This window comes from Pseudomonas sp. MD330_10, from assembly GCF_042610415.1.
GTDB lineage: Bacteria > Pseudomonadota > Gammaproteobacteria > Pseudomonadales > Pseudomonadaceae > Aquipseudomonas > Aquipseudomonas rhodesiae.
Genome location: NZ_JBHGZU010000002.1, coordinates 1 through 15192, shown reverse-complemented (window position 1 = coordinate 15192; position 15192 = coordinate 1). Strand labels below are relative to the sequence as shown.

Genomic DNA, 15192 nt, shown 5'->3' with positions numbered 1-15192 from the left:
GGATATGAAAATGAATATGCCTGTAAAAAACGCCGCTCCGGTCAAACCCCAAGAGCCGGCTAAAACCGCGATTTCCGCTCTGTGGCGCCCGGCGCTGATCCAAGCGTTCGTCAAGCTCGACCCACGTCAGTTGCAACGCTCGCCAGTGATGCTGGTGGTGGAACTCACCGCTATCCTCACCACCGTGTTGTGCTTTGTGCCGGACACCGCGGTGCCCACCTTCGTCGCTGTGCAGATCGCAGTGTGGCTATGGTTCACCGTGCTGTTCGCCAACTTCGCCGAAGCCTTGGCCGAGGGGCGTGGCAAGGCCCGCGCCGACAGCCTCAAGGCCGGTAGCGAAGGGCTCAGCGCACGCCGTCAGGAAGCCGATGGCAGCTTCAAGGTGGTGCCGGCCACCAGCCTGCGTAAAGGTGATGTGGTGCGCGTCGCCGCTGGGGAGATGATCCCCGGTGACGGCGAGGTGATCGAAGGCATCGCCGCGGTCAACGAGGCGGCGATCACCGGGGAATCCGCGCCCGTGATCCGGGAGTCCGGCGGCGACCGTTCGGCCGTCACCGGCAACACGCGGCTGGTCTCCGACTGGCTGCTGATCCGCATTACCGCCAACCCCGGCGAATCTACGCTGGACCGCATGATCGCGTTGGTGGAAGGCGCCAAACGCCAGAAAACCCCCAATGAAGTCGCGCTGGATATCCTGCTGATCGGCCTGACCCTGATCTTCCTGCTGGTGGTGGTGACCCTGCAGCCATTCGCCCATTTCGCCAATGGCAGCTTGCCGTTGGTGTTCCTCGTCGCACTGCTGGTGACGCTGATTCCTACCACCATCGGCGGCTTGTTGTCGGCTATCGGCATCGCCGGCATGGACCGCCTGGTGCGCCTGAATGTGATCGCCAAGTCCGGTCGCGCCGTGGAAGCGGCGGGGGACGTGCATGTGCTGATGCTCGACAAGACCGGCACCATCACCTTTGGTAACCGCCGTTGCGCGGCGGTGTTTGCCGCGCCAGGCGTGAGCGGGCGGGAATTGGCCGAAGGCGCGCTGCTGGCATCCCTGGCCGATGACACCGCCGAAGGCAAATCCATCGTCGAATACCTGCGCGCTTTGCATCCTCAGGCCGAGCCTACGGTGGATGAGTTGACCGGTGTTCCGTTCAGCGCTGAAACCCGCTTGTCCGGTGTCGATTACCAGGGCCGTGTGTTCCGCAAAGGCGCAGTGGATTCGTTGCTGGCGTTTATCGGCCTGCCACGGGACGGCCTGCCGGCGGCGCTGTCGCGGGAAGTCGACAAAATCGCCCAAAGCGGCGGCACGCCTTTACTGGTGTGCGCCGACGGCAAGTTACTCGGTGCTATTCATCTCAAGGACGTGGTCAAGCCTGGCATTCGCGAACGGTTCGCCGAGCTGCGCAAACTGGGGATTCGCACCGTGATGGTGACCGGCGACAACCCGCTGACCGCCGCCGCGATTGCCGCCGAAGCGGGCGTGGACGACGTGCTCGCCGAAGCCACCCCGGAGAAAAAGCTCGCGCGCATTCGCCATGAACAGAATGACGGCCGCCTGGTCGCGATGTGCGGCGACGGCGCCAACGACGCCCCGGCGCTGGCTCAGGCAGACGTCGGCATGGCCATGAACGACGGCACCCAGGCCGCCCGCGAGGCCGCCAACATGGTCGACCTCGACAGCGACCCCACTAAGTTGCTGGACGTGGTGCAGATCGGCAAGGAACTGCTGGTGACCCGCGGTGCGCTGACCACGTTTTCCATCGCCAACGACGTGGCCAAGTATTTCGCGATCCTGCCGGCGCTGTTCGCCTCGATCTATCCGCAATTGGGCGTGCTCAACGTGATGCACTTGCAGAGCCCGCAGAGCGCAATCCTGTCGGCCATTGTGTTCAACGCGTTGATCATTGTGGTGTTGATCCCACTGGCCCTGCGCGGTGTGCGGGTGCAGGCGGCGAGCGCGGCGGCGTTGCTGCGCCGCAATCTGCTGATCTATGGGCTGGGCGGGATTCTGGTGCCGTTCGTGGGCATCAAGGCCATCGACATGCTGCTCACCGCCTTGCACTTGGTGTAACTCCAAACCGTGGCGAGGGAGTTTGCTCGGGCAGTGCCCCGGCGCCCTCGCCAGCGGGTATCTCAACTGATTGAGGATATGAACATGACCCCTATCATTCGCCCAGCCCTCAGCCTGTTGGTTCTGATGACGCTGATCACCGGCATCGCATACCCGTTGGTGGTCACCGGTGTTGCCCAGGTCGCATTTCCCGACCAGGCCAACGGCAGCCTGGTGCGCGATGCCAGCGGCAAAGTGCGTGGCTCCAGCCTGATCGCCCAGGAATTTACCGGTGACCGCTGGTTCCACCCGCGTCCATCGGCCGGCGCTTTTGCGACGGTCTCAAGCAGTGCCAGCAACCTTGGCCCAAGCAACCCGGCGCTGGCGACGCGGATCTTCGATGACGCGACCAAGCAATTCGTACCGAGTCAGGGGCCGGTGCCTCTGGCATCGCTGACTACCTCTGGCAGCGGTCTTGATCCACACTTGCCACCGCAGGCGATTGCCTATCAACTGGCGCGCGTGGCGGCGGCGCGAAATGTGCCGTTGTCGACCTTGCAGCGCTTGCTCGATGAGCATGTCGAAAGCCCGCTGGTGGGCCCGCCAGTGGTGAATGTGTTGGCATTGAACATGGCCTTGGAAAAATTGTAAGCAGTGAACTGCCTTCGCGAGCAAGCCCGCTCCCACAGGAGTACGCATGTGGGAGCGGGCTTGCCCGCGAAGGCGGCCTGAAGCGCAACCAATCAACACCTGAGGAACCCCCGAGCATGAGCGACTCCGGCCGCGCCGATGCCCTGTTAGCCGATCTGCCCCGGCACGGCCGTGGCCGGCTCAAAGTCTTTCTGGGCGCTGCGCCGGGGGTGGGCAAGACCTACGCCATGCTCCAGGCCGCCCATACCCAGCTGCGCCAAGGCGTCAAATTGATCGCCGGCGTAGTCGAAACCCACGGTCGCGCCGAGACCGAAGCCTTGCTCAGCGGCTTGCCGCAGCAACCGCTGGTGCGCAGCGAGTATCGCGGCGTGATGCTGGAAGAGATGGACCTCGACGGCCTGCTCGCCGCCAAGCCCAAGCTGGTGCTGGTGGACGAGCTGGCCCACAGCAACGCCCCCGGCAGCCGTCACGAAAAGCGCTGGCAGGACATCCAGGAATTGCTGGCCGCCGGTATCGACGTGTTCACCACGGTCAACGTCCAGCACTTGGAAAGCCTCAACGATCAAGTGCGTGGCATCACCGGCGTGCAGGTCCGCGAAACCCTGCCGGATTGGGTGCTGCAGGAGGCCGACGAGCTGTTGCTGATCGACCTGCCGTCCCGCGAACTGCTGGAGCGCCTGCGCGATGGCAAGGTCTACGTGCCGGAACAGGCGCGCGCAGCCATCGATGCGTTCTTCACCCAGACCAACCTGACGGCCCTGCGCGAGCTGGCGATGCAGGCCGCCGCGGCCCATGTCGACGCTGATCTGGCCCAGGGTTACCGCCAACTCGGTCAAGACGCCCCGGCTGTGCGCGGGCGCTTGCTGGTGGGCGTGGATGGCGATGCGCAGGCCGAACGTCTGGTGCGCCACGCCAGCCGCGTCGCGCAGCGTCGGCATCTGCCCTGGAGCCTGGTGCATATCGATAACGGTCGCGCACGGGACGAGCAATCACGCCTGCGCCTGCAAAACGCCCAGCAACTGGCCGAGCGCCTTGGCGGGGAGGTGGTGTTGTTGCGTGCCGGCGAGGTGGCCAAGACCCTGATCCAACACGCCGCCGAACGCCGCGCCAGCCTGCTGCTGGTGGGGCAGTCGCGCATGCGCTGGCACCGCCGCGTGTTCGGTGGCGGCCTGGCGGCACGCCTGCTGCGCAATGCCCGGGGCCTGGAAATCAACGTGCTCGACAGCGACGATGTCCCGGCCCCGCCGCGTCTGCCGGAAGTGCGCGGCCTGGAGTGGTTCGATTACGCCCTGGCAGTGGTCGCTACCTTGGTGGCAACCGGCGTGGCGTGGGCGGTGTCGAGCGCGCTGCCGTTACCGAATATCTCGCTGGTGTTCCTCGCGGCGGTGTTGCTGGTGGCGGTGCGCAGCAGCCTGGGGCCTTCTTTGGTGTGCGCCGCGCTGTCATTCCTGACCTATGACTTTCTGTTTATTCCGCCCAACTTCTCGTTTGCCATCCAGCGCGAAGAAGACGTACTGACGCTGTTGTTCTTCTTGCTGATGGCGGCGCTTACCGGCAACCTCGCCGCGCGTCAGCGTCGCCAGCTGCAAGCCTTGCGCGATACCCAGGAAGAGACCAGCGAGCTGCTGGACCTGTCACGCAAACTCACCGCCGCCACCGACCGCCAGGCGGTGATCAGCGCGGCTGCCCATCACTTGGAGGGCTGGAGTGATCTGGACCTGTGCCTGGTCAACCGCGACGGCCAGGGCGGCTGGAAGGTCGAGACCGGCGGCCCGCTGACGTTCACCGAAGCCGAGCGCGCCGCCGCCGATTGGGCCTGGCAACACGACCAGCCGGCGGGCATGGGCACCGGCACATTACCGTTCGGGCGCTGGTGGTGGTGGCCGTTGTCGGGGGAAGAGGGGCCACTGGGCTTACTCGGCGTCAGCGCCAAACCCGGCCTGGAATTGAGCGGCCAGCGCCGTCGCCTACTCACGGCGTTGAGTCAGCCCCTGGCCCAAGCGTTGGCCCGCGCACAGCTGGCGCAAGAGTTGGAGTCCGCGCGTTTGCACGGTGAAACCGAGCAACTGCGCAGCGCTTTGCTCGCCTCGGTGTCTCACGATCTGCGCACGCCGTTGACGTCCATGCGCGGCAGCATCGACAGCCTGTTGGCCCTCGGCGAGGCGATTCCCTTGGAGGATCGGCGCGAACTGCTCGAAGGCACCCGCGACGAGGCCGAGCGTCTCGACCGCTATATCCAGAACCTGTTGGACATGACGCGCCTGGGCCACGGCGCGCTTAAGCTGGCGCGCGATTGGGTCTCTCCCGGGGATATCGTCGGCAGCGCCCTTGGCCGTTTGCGCGCGGTGCTGGCGCCGTTGCAAGTGAGCACCGATGTGCCGCCCGAATTGCCCCTGCTGTATGTGCATGCGGCATTGATCGAACAGGCACTGGTCAATGTGCTGGAGAACGCCGCGCGCTTTTCGCCGCCCCACGGGCGCCTGCAACTGAGTGCCGGGGTGGCGGACAATCAGCTGTTTTTTGCCGTGGCTGACGAGGGGCCGGGTATTCCCGAGGAGGAGCGCGCGAAGATTTTCGATATGTTCTACACCGCTGCACGTGGCGACCGTGGCGGCCAGGGCACCGGCCTGGGGCTGGCGATCTGCCAAGGGATGGTCGGCGCCCACGGCGGGCATATTCGCGTCGCCGAGGGCATCGATGGGCGCGGCACCTGCATCAGTCTGTTCCTGCCGTTGCCCACCCAGCCTGGCTTGGAACGTGAGCCGTGAGCTACCCTGTTTTTTCTACGGATTTTGATGGAACACCATGAGCCAGACCGCGACGATTTTGGTCATTGATGACGAACCGCAGATCCGCAAATTCTTGCGCATCAGCCTGGCCTCCCAGGGCTACAAAGTGATCGAAGCCGGCACTGGCAGCGAAGGGCTGGCCCAGGCCGCGCTGAGCAAACCGGACTTGCTGGTGCTGGATCTGGGCCTGCCGGATATGGACGGCCAGCAAGTGCTGCGCGAGTTTCGAGAGTGGTCGACGGTGCCGGTGCTGGTGCTGTCGGTGCGCGCCAGCGAGGGACAGAAAGTCCAAGCCCTCGATGGCGGCGCCAACGACTATGTGACCAAACCCTTTGGCATCCAAGAGTTCCTGGCGCGGATTCGGGCGCTGTTGCGCCAAGCCCCGGCGGGGGAGGCGCAGGAAGCCGCGTTGTCCTTCGGCCCGCTGACCGTCGACCTGGCTTATCGACGCGTGCTACTGGACGGTGCCGAAGTGGCGCTGACCCGCAAGGAATACGCGGTGCTGGCGCAACTGGCGCGCCATCCGGGGCGGGTGATCACCCAGCAACAATTGCTCAAGGACATCTGGGGCCCGACCCATACCGAAGACAGCCACTACCTGCGCATCGTGGTGGGCCATCTGCGCCAGAAACTGGCGGATGATCCGACCCAGCCAAGGTTTATCGTGACCGAGGCCGGGGTAGGGTATCGATTAGTGGGGGCGTAGATCAGTTTCCTGTGTTCGAGTCGCGGGCATGCCCCCTTGCAATCCCCTGTGGGAGCCGGGCTTGCCCGCGATGGCGTCACCCGTCATACCGACGCCTTCAAGACTGCTCACTCTCGTACCGATCCAGCGTATCGCTCGCAATCTCCCGCCCGAGGGCGATCAACTCTGGCGCCTTGTAAAACTCAAAAAACCGGCACACCCGCTTGGGCACGTTGATCAGCACATCCGGCGGATAACCGGCGATTTTGTACTGCGCCAACGACGTCTGCATCACCTCAAAACTCTGGTTGATCAAATCCAGCAGTGACGCGGGGCCGACGTTATCGATGATGAACGAACCGGTCGCCGATTTCGGCGCCCCGGGTTTTTCCGGCGCGGCCGCCGGTTGCTGCGATTCGGGCTCGGCCGACTCCAGCCACGGGTTGATATCCGCCGCCTGAGCCTGCAAGGCTTCCTGCTCAAGCTTCATTAACTGCTCGGCCTGTTTGCGGCGAAACGGCAAGTGCGAACCCAGCGACTTGGCCAGGCTGTTGAAACGACTCTTGAACGCCGGTGGGCGCTGAATGACCGGTAACTGATAGTGCTTCTGGTTGGTGGCGTTGAGGTTGACAGCAATGATCAAGTCGCAGTGGCTCGACACCACCGGCACGATCGGCAGCGGGTTGAGCAGCCCGCCGTCCACCAGCATACGATTGCCTTGCATCACCGGTGTGAACAGGCTGGGAATCGCCGCCGACGCGCGCATGGCCTGGTGCAGGCAACCTTCCTGGAACCAGATTTCCTGCTGATTGGTCAGGTCGGTGGCCACGGCGGTGTAGGGGATGCGCAGTTCTTCGATATTCAGCTCGCCGACGATCTTGCGGATCTGCCCGAAGACCTTCTCGCCGCGGATCGCCCCCAGGCGAAAACTCACGTCCACCAGGCGCAGCACATCCAGGTAATCGAGGCTTTCGATCCAACGGCGATACTCGTCCAGCTTACCGGCGGCGTAGATGCCACCGACCACGGCCCCCATGGAACAACCGGCGATACAGGCGATGTCATAGCCGCGTCGTTCGATCTCTTCGATCACCCCGATATGGGCGTAGCCGCGAGCCCCACCGGACCCGAGCACCAAGGCAACACGTTTCTTCATGGTTCATGTCCTTCCCCAGACTGCCGCCCACAATGCACCCATTGAGGGGGCGGCTTCAATCTTCGCGGCCTGCCTGAACTATATTTTCCAGAATAGCCACGCGGCTCGAGTATGCTCTGGCAATAGGCGAGTATGATTTCCCCTTGGCGGACAAGGCACTTTTCCTTGTAGGCAACGTCTATTCCGTACGACTGTTTCTTCCTTTTGAGGTGTCATCAATGAAAGCCTGGATGTGTGTGCCTGTGATCGTGTTGGCCTTGGCCGGTTGTGCCGGCAAAACCGCCTACCGTGACAGCTGCGGATCGCAATTGGACGCCGCCTGGAAAGAACTGGACCTGGCCAAGGCCGAAGGCTTTGCCGGTACCGTGAGCTACTCTAAAGCCTTGTCGCTGTTGACCGGCGCCAAGACCCAACAGCAATTCGAAGCCTTCGAAGGTTGTGCCAACAAAGCCGAGAAAGCGCGCTTCTACATTCGTGAGTCCCGCGCCGGTCGCTGATCCGAGTTGGGCATCTTGAATCGTCGGGGAATGTTCATCATCAGGGGAGCAAGTGATGTCAGCGTTGGTCGATCAGCTAGTCGCCCAGGTCATTGGCCTGGAAGTGGGGTTACTGAGCTGTCAGGCTCGTCTTGCCGCCGTCACTGATGATGAAGCCCTGCACGACCTGCGCACCACCGTGCGCCGCTTGCGCAGCCTGTTACGACCTTTGCGCGGGCTGCCGGGTGTGGAGCAACTGGAAGTCGCCGCCAGCGCTGTCGGTCAGTTGACTACCCCCCTGCGTGATCGGGAAGTGCTGGCCGCTTACTTGCACCAGCACGGCCATCACGAGGCGGCGGATCGACGCTTGCGGCCGCAGCCCGATGCCTATCGTCACGTAGCTCAATCCCCTGAGCTTGCGCAGTTGTTACAGGTTCTGGACGCTTTTCCGCGCTTTATTCGGGCCTCCGAACACCAGAAACTGCTCAAAGGGCTGCGCACGCGCATCGAAAAGCGCTTGGCCAAGCAGTGGCATAACCTTGGCGCAGCGCTCAAAGAGCCGGGCCATGATCGGCATCGTCTGCGCTTATTGATCAAGCGTGTGCGCTACGCCGCCGAGGCTTACCCGCAGTTGGATAAGCTCCCCGCCAATGCCGTCCCCCGTCTCAAGAAAGCCCAGGCCGTGCTTGGCGACTGGCACGATTGCCTACAGTGGCTGGCCCAAGCTGAACAGCAGGCGGACCTGCAGCCCTGCGTGGCGGTGTGGCAGCGCACCCTGGTCAAGGCCGAGGGCGAGTCCGACCGTGTACTGGACAAACTCAGCGCTCATTGCTTCTGAGACGGTCCGGTTTTTGGCCGGAATAGGCGCTGTTCACTGTAGGTAGGATGGTTAAGATCCTGTCTTCTGTTTCTCGCTTTGAGGTCGCCATGCACTTTAGTGATTTGCTCGACGCTGCCCGTCATAACCCCTTGGACGTGACCATCCCCGCCGACTGGGCCCAGGGCCGTGCGACCTTCGGAGGGCTAGTGGCAGCGTTGCAATACGAAGCCCTGCGTGCCCAAGTCCCCGGCGATCGCCCGCTGCGCTCGCTGGCAGTGACCTTTGTGGGGCCGGTGGCGCCTGATGTGCCGGCCAGTTATCAAGTTGAAGTGTTGCGCGAAGGTAAGGCCGTCAGCCAGTTGCTCGGACGTGTGGTGCAGAACGGCGAAGTCGCGACACTGGTGCAGGCCAGCTTTGGTGGGTCTCGAACGTCGGAAATCGACGTCCCCAGCGAGCCGCCACCCACGTTCAAACACTGGGACGAATGCCAGGAACTGCCCTATATCAAAGGGGTGACGCCTGAATTCATGCGCCACTTGGCCATGCGCTGGAGTGTCGGAGGCCTGCCGTTTACCGGTAACAAATCCCGCGAGATGGGTGGTTGGGTCCGACTGCGTGGCGATGTGAAACAAGAGCCGCTGACCGAGGCGCACATCCTCGCGCTGGTCGACGCCTGGCCTCCGGCGCTGCTGCCGCACCTGAAGAAACCGGCCCCCGGTAGCACCTTGACCTGGACCATCGAATTCATCCAGCCGCTGGCAAACCTCACCACCCTCGACTGGTGCCAGTACTACGTCAACATCGAACACGCCCGCGACGGCTACGGTCACGCCGCTGCCGCACTGTGGAGCCCGAGCGGTGAACTGATCGCCATCAGCCGCCAGACCGTGGTGGTATTCGCCTGACCTTCAATGCCGTTGGCGCTGCCGCCAGGCGCGCCACCAACCGCCACTCAACACAAAGCGCGGAAAAGTCACGAACTGCTCGACCACCAGGCGTTGCACCGCATCTTTGCGATCACTGAACGGCTCACTGGCCTGAGCTTCCAGGCTATGCCCATGACGCTGCAACGCCAGCCCTGCAAGGATACCGACCACACCCACCGCAAAACTGGCCACACTCAGGCTGAACACCCCGGACACGATCAACAAAAAACCGATGATAAACAGCGGCACCGCGATCAGATGCAACGCCAGATTGGTCGGATGCTGATGGTTCTGCGGGTAATGGCGCCACTGCCAGGCGGGGAGATTGGGATGACGTTTGCCCATGATGATAAATCCTCTGTCCGTTGAAACAACTTGAACAGAGTCTAGGCGCGGTAGGGCGGGGCGGCGAATTGGGGTTGGCTATGGGGGGGATAGTGAGTATGTACTTACAATCCCAGATTATTTATTTAATAGGTATTGTTTTTGGATTTCGTAAACGGAAGCGGCATTGTTTTCAGGGAAGTGTGCACTGCCTAAGTGCGCTTTTTCTGGGGTGTTTATTTGAGTGTTATAGATGTGCGGTATCAGTTGGTTAGTCTCCTTTGGTCTGGATTTTTCCTGTTTTGTGCTTATGAAAATTTTCAGCGGGTTTGTGTGAGCTGTGGTGTTGGATAGTTAATGGTTGTTTTGTTTTTTTAATTCTTCATTGATTTTATTTTGCGCGAGATCAAGTAGTGAGCATATGCGCCCAATTGATTTTGAAGTCAGGCTCAGGGTGGGGGAATCCCAGTCGAAGTCCTTAATAATTTTTACTTGAAAGCACCCTTCCATATCGAAAGACGGATACCAGCCTACGTCAAGCAGGAAACCGTTAGGATATTCGACCTGAAGCATATCTTCTTTTAAGTTTTGGAGTTGATGCTCTGCGGAAAGGTTTTGCAGGGATGAAAACTCATCATAAGTAATTTTGCCGTGTAAGAAATCTAGTGAGATCACTTAGTTAATCTCCTGAACTCACGTTCTGAAATAGGATGGCCGTGAATTGTGTTTGCACTTAGCTCTATGCGAATCCAGCGACTCGGGCTTCCCTCGCTTGCTCCGATACTATCAGGATACTCCATCACCTTCCAAGGTTTGCCGTTAGTAGTAATGATCAGTAATTGTCAACAGTTGGCAACGGGCGTTACCCCTTCATTAAGAAAAAGTAGTATCCGTGAACGCTGAGCAAGGCTCTGTTTCAGGAGACTCATGTGCAGCCAACCTTGAAGCGTAAGAACGTCGGCGGGTTGCAGTGCAAAGGGAGCAATTGGAAGAGGCATGCCTGGAACCATATCGGGCAAGGGATGCACAGTATCTCGTTGCAGGTTAGAAAACGAACTACCCGCTCGCGGCACTAGGCGGGGGTATGGCGGGGCGGCGAATTGGGGTTGGCTATGGGGGGCATAGGGGGCACGTATTAAAAAGTTATTACTATCTAAAAAAATAATCATCGGGCCCGTTTATGTAAATATTTGGGTCCACGAGTGTGATGAATTTAGCTTTGAATTCAATTAAGGCGTTCTTGTTAGTCGCCTGAAAATAGAACTGGTTATTTTCCTTGGTGATTTTGACAAAAAATACTTCCTGAACAGGAATATTTTTTATGCTCAAGTCTTGAATACCATGACAGTCGATGCCCATTCTGCAAGTGTTGTAGCCTTTGCCCTCCCATTTTTTTGGCAAGGTGTCAGGAAATTCCGGTATGTCGAATCCCAGTCCTACAGAAGGTCGATCATTTTCTATTTGCATAGAAAAAAGAGCAATCTGGCCAATTTCTACAGGTCTGCTAAAGATTTTTTCAAAGAATATATTTTGATCTAAATCGTTCCAGTACTTCATCGATTAATCCTCAAAATTGTAATGTTCTTTGGTTTTCAGGTACGTTTCCGCTCCTAGGTTTAATAATTCTCCCCGATGAAGGGCGAGAGTTTGCGTGAAGTTCTTGCTGTAGTTTCTTTTAGCCAGGTGAATTGCATTCTATGAGTTTTGAATTGGGTGCTTAATTGCATAAATATTCCTGATGGTGGGTTTTTTCTATTGTTGTGAGTTAAATTATTTTTGGTCGCGCTCTATGATTTCTTCGTTATATTTGATTAGCCGGTCTAGAAGCACTTTCATGAAATTTCGTTTATCAGTGATTTCGTCTTTGAAATAGGTATCGAAAAGATAAAATACCGATTCGAATGTTTCGTCTGTGCTCAAAAAATGTTTTAGGGTGTTGATGTGCCATTCTCTCTCTTCCTGTTTGTATTCGGCGAACTCAGGTTTGGTTAACGTATCGAATAATTTTCCGAGCTCTGCGCTGTCGTTTACGTTTGTCGATTTAATTCGCAGTTCTCGTTCTTCATCTCTAATATTTTCGAAGCTATAAGTGAAGAGCAATCCCTGGATTATCGGTAAGCTTGGTTTCGATTTCATTTTAGGTCCGAAATAGTAGTCGTCCGGACCATTGATGTAAACGCTAGGGCCGTTAAGTGAAACAAATTTGGCACTGAATGTCATTATTGCGCTTTTGCTTTTTGCTTCTAGTTTGAAATGAGTATTCTCGTTTTTGATTTCAAGGGCGAAAATTTCATGGGTGGGTAGATTGTGTATTTTTAAATTGCTAATTTCGTTGCAGGTAATCCCTATTCTGCATGTGTTGTAACCTTTGTTTTTCCATTTTTCTGGCAGGATATCCGGAAATTCAGGTATGTCGAAGCCCAAGTTAATACTTGGCTGGTCATTTTCAATTCTTAATGAAAAAAGTGCTATCTTTCCAATTTTAATAGGCTTGCTAAAAATTTTGTTGAGGAGAGTGCTTTCATCTAGTTCGTTCCAATATTTCATTGTTGTTTCCTGAAGCGATAGTGTTTTTTTTTGTTCCGGAAATATGGCCTTTTCGCGGTTTTTTGAATGGGCGTAAGTTGAAGTGAGATGGGGTGTCTCCAGCTCTACCGCACCGTCCATGCTTATGGCCAGCAGGGTGGTTTTGAATAAGATATTTAGTGCCGCCTAACCAACGGGACCGTTTATGTAAAAGTTTGGATCCGCGAGTGTGATGAATTTAGCTTTGAATTCAATTAAGGCGTTCTTGTTAGGCGCCTGAAAATAGAGCTGGTTATTTTACTTGGTGATTTTGACAAGAGCAATCTGGCCAATTTCTACATGTCTGCTAAAGATTTTTTCAAAGAGTATATTTTGATCTAAATCGTTCCAGTACTTCACTGATTACTCCAAAAAAATATAATGTTCTTTGGCTCCAGGTACGTTTTCGTTTCTAGGCTTAATAATCCTCCTCGGTGAAAGACGAAAGGTTGCGTGAAGTGCTTGTTGTAGCTTTGTTTAGACAGGTGAATTGCATTCTATGAGTTTTGAATTGGGTGCTTAATTGCATAATTATTCCTGATGGTGGGTTTTATTTTTATATTGTTGTGAGTTAAATTATTTTTGGTCGCGCTCTATGATTTCTTCGTTATATTTGATTAGCCGGTATAGAAGCACTTTCATGAAATTTCGTTTATCAGTGATTTCGTCTTTGAAATAGGTATCGAAAAGATAAAATACCGATTCGAATGTTTCGTCTGTGCTCAAAAAATGTTTCAGGGTGTTGATGTGCCATTCTCTCTCTTCCTGTTTGTATTCGGCGAACTCAGGTTTGGTTAACGTATCGAATAATTTTCCGAGCTCTGCGCTGTCGTTTACGTTTGTGGATTTAATTCGCAGTTCTCGTTCTTCATCTCTAATGTTTTCGAAGCTATAAGTGAAGAGCAATCCCTGGATTATCGGTAAGCTTGGTTTCAATTTCATTCTAGGTCCGTGTAGGCTGTTATGGGTTGTCCATTATTGTTTAAGATGACTTTGGCTTTTTTGGTTTTCTGGTATTCCTGGCCTTGCCTTTTATAGCCTTCGCCAATTATTTTTCCCATATCTATAGGGGTTTTAGACGCTGACAAATCAGCCTGTTTAAATATCAGCTGCGCACGATAAATAGCATTCAGCTGATCTCTATGGCTTAGGAAGTGTGTGGCCGCGCTTGGTATTTTCGGTTCTCCATCATTATATCCTCCTATGTGACGTTCAATATCGCCAGTGGTTGGGTTTCGAGCAGTCATGATCCGTTCAAGTTGAGACATTAATGTCGTTTGAGCGCCATGTTTTTCCACAAAGTGTGCGCCTGGAATTAAGCGTTCCAGTTCTACCAAAAGTCGATAAGCATTGGCTTCTGCTAGTTCATCTATCCTTGCTCTGCGCTCCGCTCCAGATGGCTGCGGTAACGCCGGCTCACTGTGATCAGCACTTTTTGCTGATGTTTGAGGTGCAGGGTTCGGTTTGCAACTATCTCCACCTGGGCAAGAGTTCAACCCCAGCGGATCCACCCACCCAATAGGGTTAGGCACATACCGATACCCATTGATCCCACCCGCCAACTTCACCGGATCCGGCGTGAGGTAGCGACCAGTATCCGGATTGTAGTAGCGATGGCGGTTGTAGTGCAGGCCGCTTTCTTCGTCGAAGTATTGGCCCTGGAAGCGCAGTGGGTTGTCGAGTTTGCCTACGTCGAGGCGGGCGATTTCGCCGTAGGCGCGGTAGTGGGCGGACCAGGCGATATCGCCCTCGGGGGTGGTGAGTTCCTGGGGTGTGCCGAGGTGGTCGAGTTGGTAGTGGTAGGGCTGGGTGTGGTCTGGACCGAAGCCTTCCAGTAGGACTAGCGGCCGGAAGCTGTCGGGTTCGTAGAGGTAGCTGCGGTGGCGGCCCGCTTGGTGTTCGGCGATAAGTGTGTCGCCTTGCCAGAAAAATTCGCTGGTGATGCCGTCGACGGTTTTGCTGATACGCCGGCCAAACGGGTCATAGCGGTAACGGGCGGTTTGGCCGTTGGGCCGGGCGATTTCGATCAGCCGGTGCTGGCTGTCATAGCGGTATTCGGTGACGAGTTGCTGGCCTTTGCCACGCCGTTCCTGGGTCAGGTTGCCGAAGGCGTCGTAGGTGTAGTGGCGGTCGCCCTGGATCAGCAGGCGGTTGCCGGCGACGATGTCGGGGCCGGGGCGGTTTTGCATCAGCAGGTTGCCGGCCGGGTTGTGGGCGAAACGTTCCTGCACGTCGTGGGAATGATCGGCGCGGGTCAGGCGTTGCAGCGGGTCGTAGCGGTAGTGGTGTTCGCCTTTGCGGGTGTCGAGCAGGCGGGTGAGGTTGCCGGCTCGGTCGTAGTCGTATTGGCGCTGGTAGACCGGATGGGTTTGGTGGGTGACGGCGTGGGCGTGCAGGCGTTGCTGGTCGTCGTAGTGGTAGTGGCTGAGCAGTTGGCCTTGTTGGCGCTGGTGTTCCAGACCGGCGTTGAATAGGTGCGAGGTTAGGGTTTTGCCATTCAATTCAACAGTCGCAAGGTGCCCGCCCTTGTCGCGGTTGAAGGCCACGCGGTTGTTATCCGGCAGGCGCAGGTGCTTGAGCTGGCCGCAGGCGTCGTAGCCATAGCGCAGGGTGCCCCAGCCCTGGTGTTCGGCGGTGAGGCGGTTTTGGCGGTCGTACTCGTAGGCCAGCGCCCAATGGCCGTCGTCGACGCTGAGGAGATTGCCCTGGCGGTCGTAGGTATATTCAACGACGCTGTCATCGGGCAGGATTTT

General features: G+C 57.4%; 15 protein-coding genes. 7 read left to right on the top strand and 8 right to left on the bottom strand.

All coding sequences use genetic code 11. From position 1 onward, the window contains the following. Window positions 1-4: 4 nt before the first annotated feature. From kdpB to ACFZPT_RS03055, 4 genes are all read left to right on the top strand, one after another. Entirely contained in the window at window positions 5-2068 is a 2064-nt protein-coding gene (kdpB, locus tag ACFZPT_RS03070) for a potassium-transporting ATPase subunit KdpB (RefSeq protein ID WP_034112537.1), read from the top strand. An 84-nt stretch (window positions 2069-2152) separates the two neighbouring features. Further along, window positions 2153-2698, top strand: coding sequence for a potassium-transporting ATPase subunit KdpC (kdpC, locus tag ACFZPT_RS03065; RefSeq protein WP_379554939.1), 546 nt, complete (start codon window positions 2153-2155; stop codon window positions 2696-2698). Between the two features lie 116 nt (window positions 2699-2814). Beyond that, complete coding sequence (locus ACFZPT_RS03060) at window positions 2815-5466, top strand: sensor histidine kinase KdpD (RefSeq protein ID WP_099312454.1); 2652 nt, start codon at window positions 2815-2817, stop codon at window positions 5464-5466. Between the two features lie 37 nt (window positions 5467-5503). Continuing rightward, window positions 5504-6193 (top strand): response regulator, encoded by a 690-nt coding sequence (locus ACFZPT_RS03055; RefSeq protein ID WP_099312452.1) that lies wholly within the window; start codon window positions 5504-5506, stop codon window positions 6191-6193. Between the two features lie 97 nt (window positions 6194-6290). On the opposite strand, the gene ACFZPT_RS03050 is transcribed toward ACFZPT_RS03055, so the two are convergent. Then, complete coding sequence (locus tag ACFZPT_RS03050) at window positions 6291-7328, bottom strand: patatin-like phospholipase family protein (RefSeq protein ID WP_379554938.1); 1038 nt, start codon at window positions 7326-7328, stop codon at window positions 6291-6293. Window positions 7329-7546: 218 nt separating this feature from the next. Here ACFZPT_RS03050 and ACFZPT_RS03045 point away from each other — a divergent pair, with 218 nt between their 5' ends. From ACFZPT_RS03045 to ACFZPT_RS03035, 3 genes are all read left to right on the top strand, one after another. Continuing rightward, window positions 7547-7825 (top strand): hypothetical protein, encoded by a 279-nt coding sequence (locus tag ACFZPT_RS03045; RefSeq protein ID WP_034096561.1) that lies wholly within the window; start codon window positions 7547-7549, stop codon window positions 7823-7825. A 55-nt stretch (window positions 7826-7880) separates the two neighbouring features. Continuing rightward, on the top strand, window positions 7881-8642 hold the full coding sequence (locus ACFZPT_RS03040) for a CHAD domain-containing protein (protein WP_099312450.1): 762 nt from the start codon (window positions 7881-7883) through the stop codon (window positions 8640-8642). 89 nt (window positions 8643-8731) lie between these two features. Continuing rightward, window positions 8732-9529 carry an acyl-CoA thioesterase II gene (locus ACFZPT_RS03035; RefSeq protein ID WP_099312448.1) on the top strand — a complete coding sequence of 266 codons (798 nt, stop codon included), beginning with the start codon at window positions 8732-8734 and terminating at the stop codon, window positions 9527-9529. 3 nt (window positions 9530-9532) lie between these two features. On the opposite strand, the gene ACFZPT_RS03030 is transcribed toward ACFZPT_RS03035, so the two are convergent. The 7 genes from ACFZPT_RS03030 to ACFZPT_RS03000 form a co-directional block, all read right to left on the bottom strand. Then, entirely contained in the window at window positions 9533-9895 is a 363-nt protein-coding gene (locus tag ACFZPT_RS03030) for an Mpo1-like protein (protein WP_034112542.1), read from the bottom strand. Between the two features lie 333 nt (window positions 9896-10228). Further along, on the bottom strand, window positions 10229-10549 hold the full coding sequence (locus ACFZPT_RS03025) for a hypothetical protein (RefSeq protein ID WP_099312446.1): 321 nt from the start codon (window positions 10547-10549) through the stop codon (window positions 10229-10231). Between the two features lie 474 nt (window positions 10550-11023). After that, a complete protein-coding gene (locus ACFZPT_RS03020) occupies window positions 11024-11431 on the bottom strand; it encodes an Imm50 family immunity protein (protein ID WP_099312444.1) in 408 nt (135 codons plus the stop codon). A gap of 213 nt (window positions 11432-11644) precedes the next feature. Continuing rightward, a complete protein-coding gene (locus ACFZPT_RS03015) occupies window positions 11645-12421 on the bottom strand; it encodes an Imm50 family immunity protein (RefSeq protein ID WP_371918483.1) in 777 nt (258 codons plus the stop codon). Further along, on the bottom strand, window positions 12396-12569 hold the full coding sequence (locus tag ACFZPT_RS03010) for an HNH/endonuclease VII fold putative polymorphic toxin (protein WP_371918482.1): 174 nt from the start codon (window positions 12567-12569) through the stop codon (window positions 12396-12398). The genes ACFZPT_RS03015 and ACFZPT_RS03010 overlap by 26 nt, the downstream gene beginning before the upstream one ends. Before the next feature lie 446 nt (window positions 12570-13015). Continuing rightward, window positions 13016-13381 carry a hypothetical protein gene (locus ACFZPT_RS03005; protein ID WP_379554937.1) on the bottom strand — a complete coding sequence of 122 codons (366 nt, stop codon included), beginning with the start codon at window positions 13379-13381 and terminating at the stop codon, window positions 13016-13018. Then, window positions 13378-15192 (bottom strand): RHS repeat domain-containing protein (locus tag ACFZPT_RS03000; RefSeq protein WP_379556183.1); only part of this gene is annotated, 1815 nt, incomplete at its 5' end. The genes ACFZPT_RS03000 and ACFZPT_RS03005, both read right to left, overlap by 4 nt.

Coding starts and splice junctions, on each gene's coding strand:
- kdpB (WP_034112537.1), top strand. CDS start 5: ATGAAAATGAATATGCCTGTAAAAAACGCCGCTCCGGTCAAACCCCAA.
- kdpC (WP_379554939.1), top strand. CDS start 2,153: ATGACCCCTATCATTCGCCCAGCCCTCAGCCTGTTGGTTCTGATGACG.
- ACFZPT_RS03060 (WP_099312454.1), top strand. CDS start 2,815: ATGAGCGACTCCGGCCGCGCCGATGCCCTGTTAGCCGATCTGCCCCGG.
- ACFZPT_RS03055 (WP_099312452.1), top strand. CDS start 5,504: ATGAGCCAGACCGCGACGATTTTGGTCATTGATGACGAACCGCAGATC.
- ACFZPT_RS03050 (WP_379554938.1), bottom strand. CDS start 7,328: ATGAAGAAACGTGTTGCCTTGGTGCTCGGGTCCGGTGGGGCTCGCGGC.
- ACFZPT_RS03045 (WP_034096561.1), top strand. CDS start 7,547: ATGAAAGCCTGGATGTGTGTGCCTGTGATCGTGTTGGCCTTGGCCGGT.
- ACFZPT_RS03040 (WP_099312450.1), top strand. CDS start 7,881: ATGTCAGCGTTGGTCGATCAGCTAGTCGCCCAGGTCATTGGCCTGGAA.
- ACFZPT_RS03035 (WP_099312448.1), top strand. CDS start 8,732: ATGCACTTTAGTGATTTGCTCGACGCTGCCCGTCATAACCCCTTGGAC.
- ACFZPT_RS03030 (WP_034112542.1), bottom strand. CDS start 9,895: ATGGGCAAACGTCATCCCAATCTCCCCGCCTGGCAGTGGCGCCATTAC.
- ACFZPT_RS03020 (WP_099312444.1), bottom strand. CDS start 11,431: ATGAAGTACTGGAACGATTTAGATCAAAATATATTCTTTGAAAAAATC.
- ACFZPT_RS03015 (WP_371918483.1), bottom strand. CDS start 12,421: ATGAAATATTGGAACGAACTAGATGAAAGCACTCTCCTCAACAAAATT.
- ACFZPT_RS03005 (WP_379554937.1), bottom strand. CDS start 13,381: ATGAAATTGAAACCAAGCTTACCGATAATCCAGGGATTGCTCTTCACT.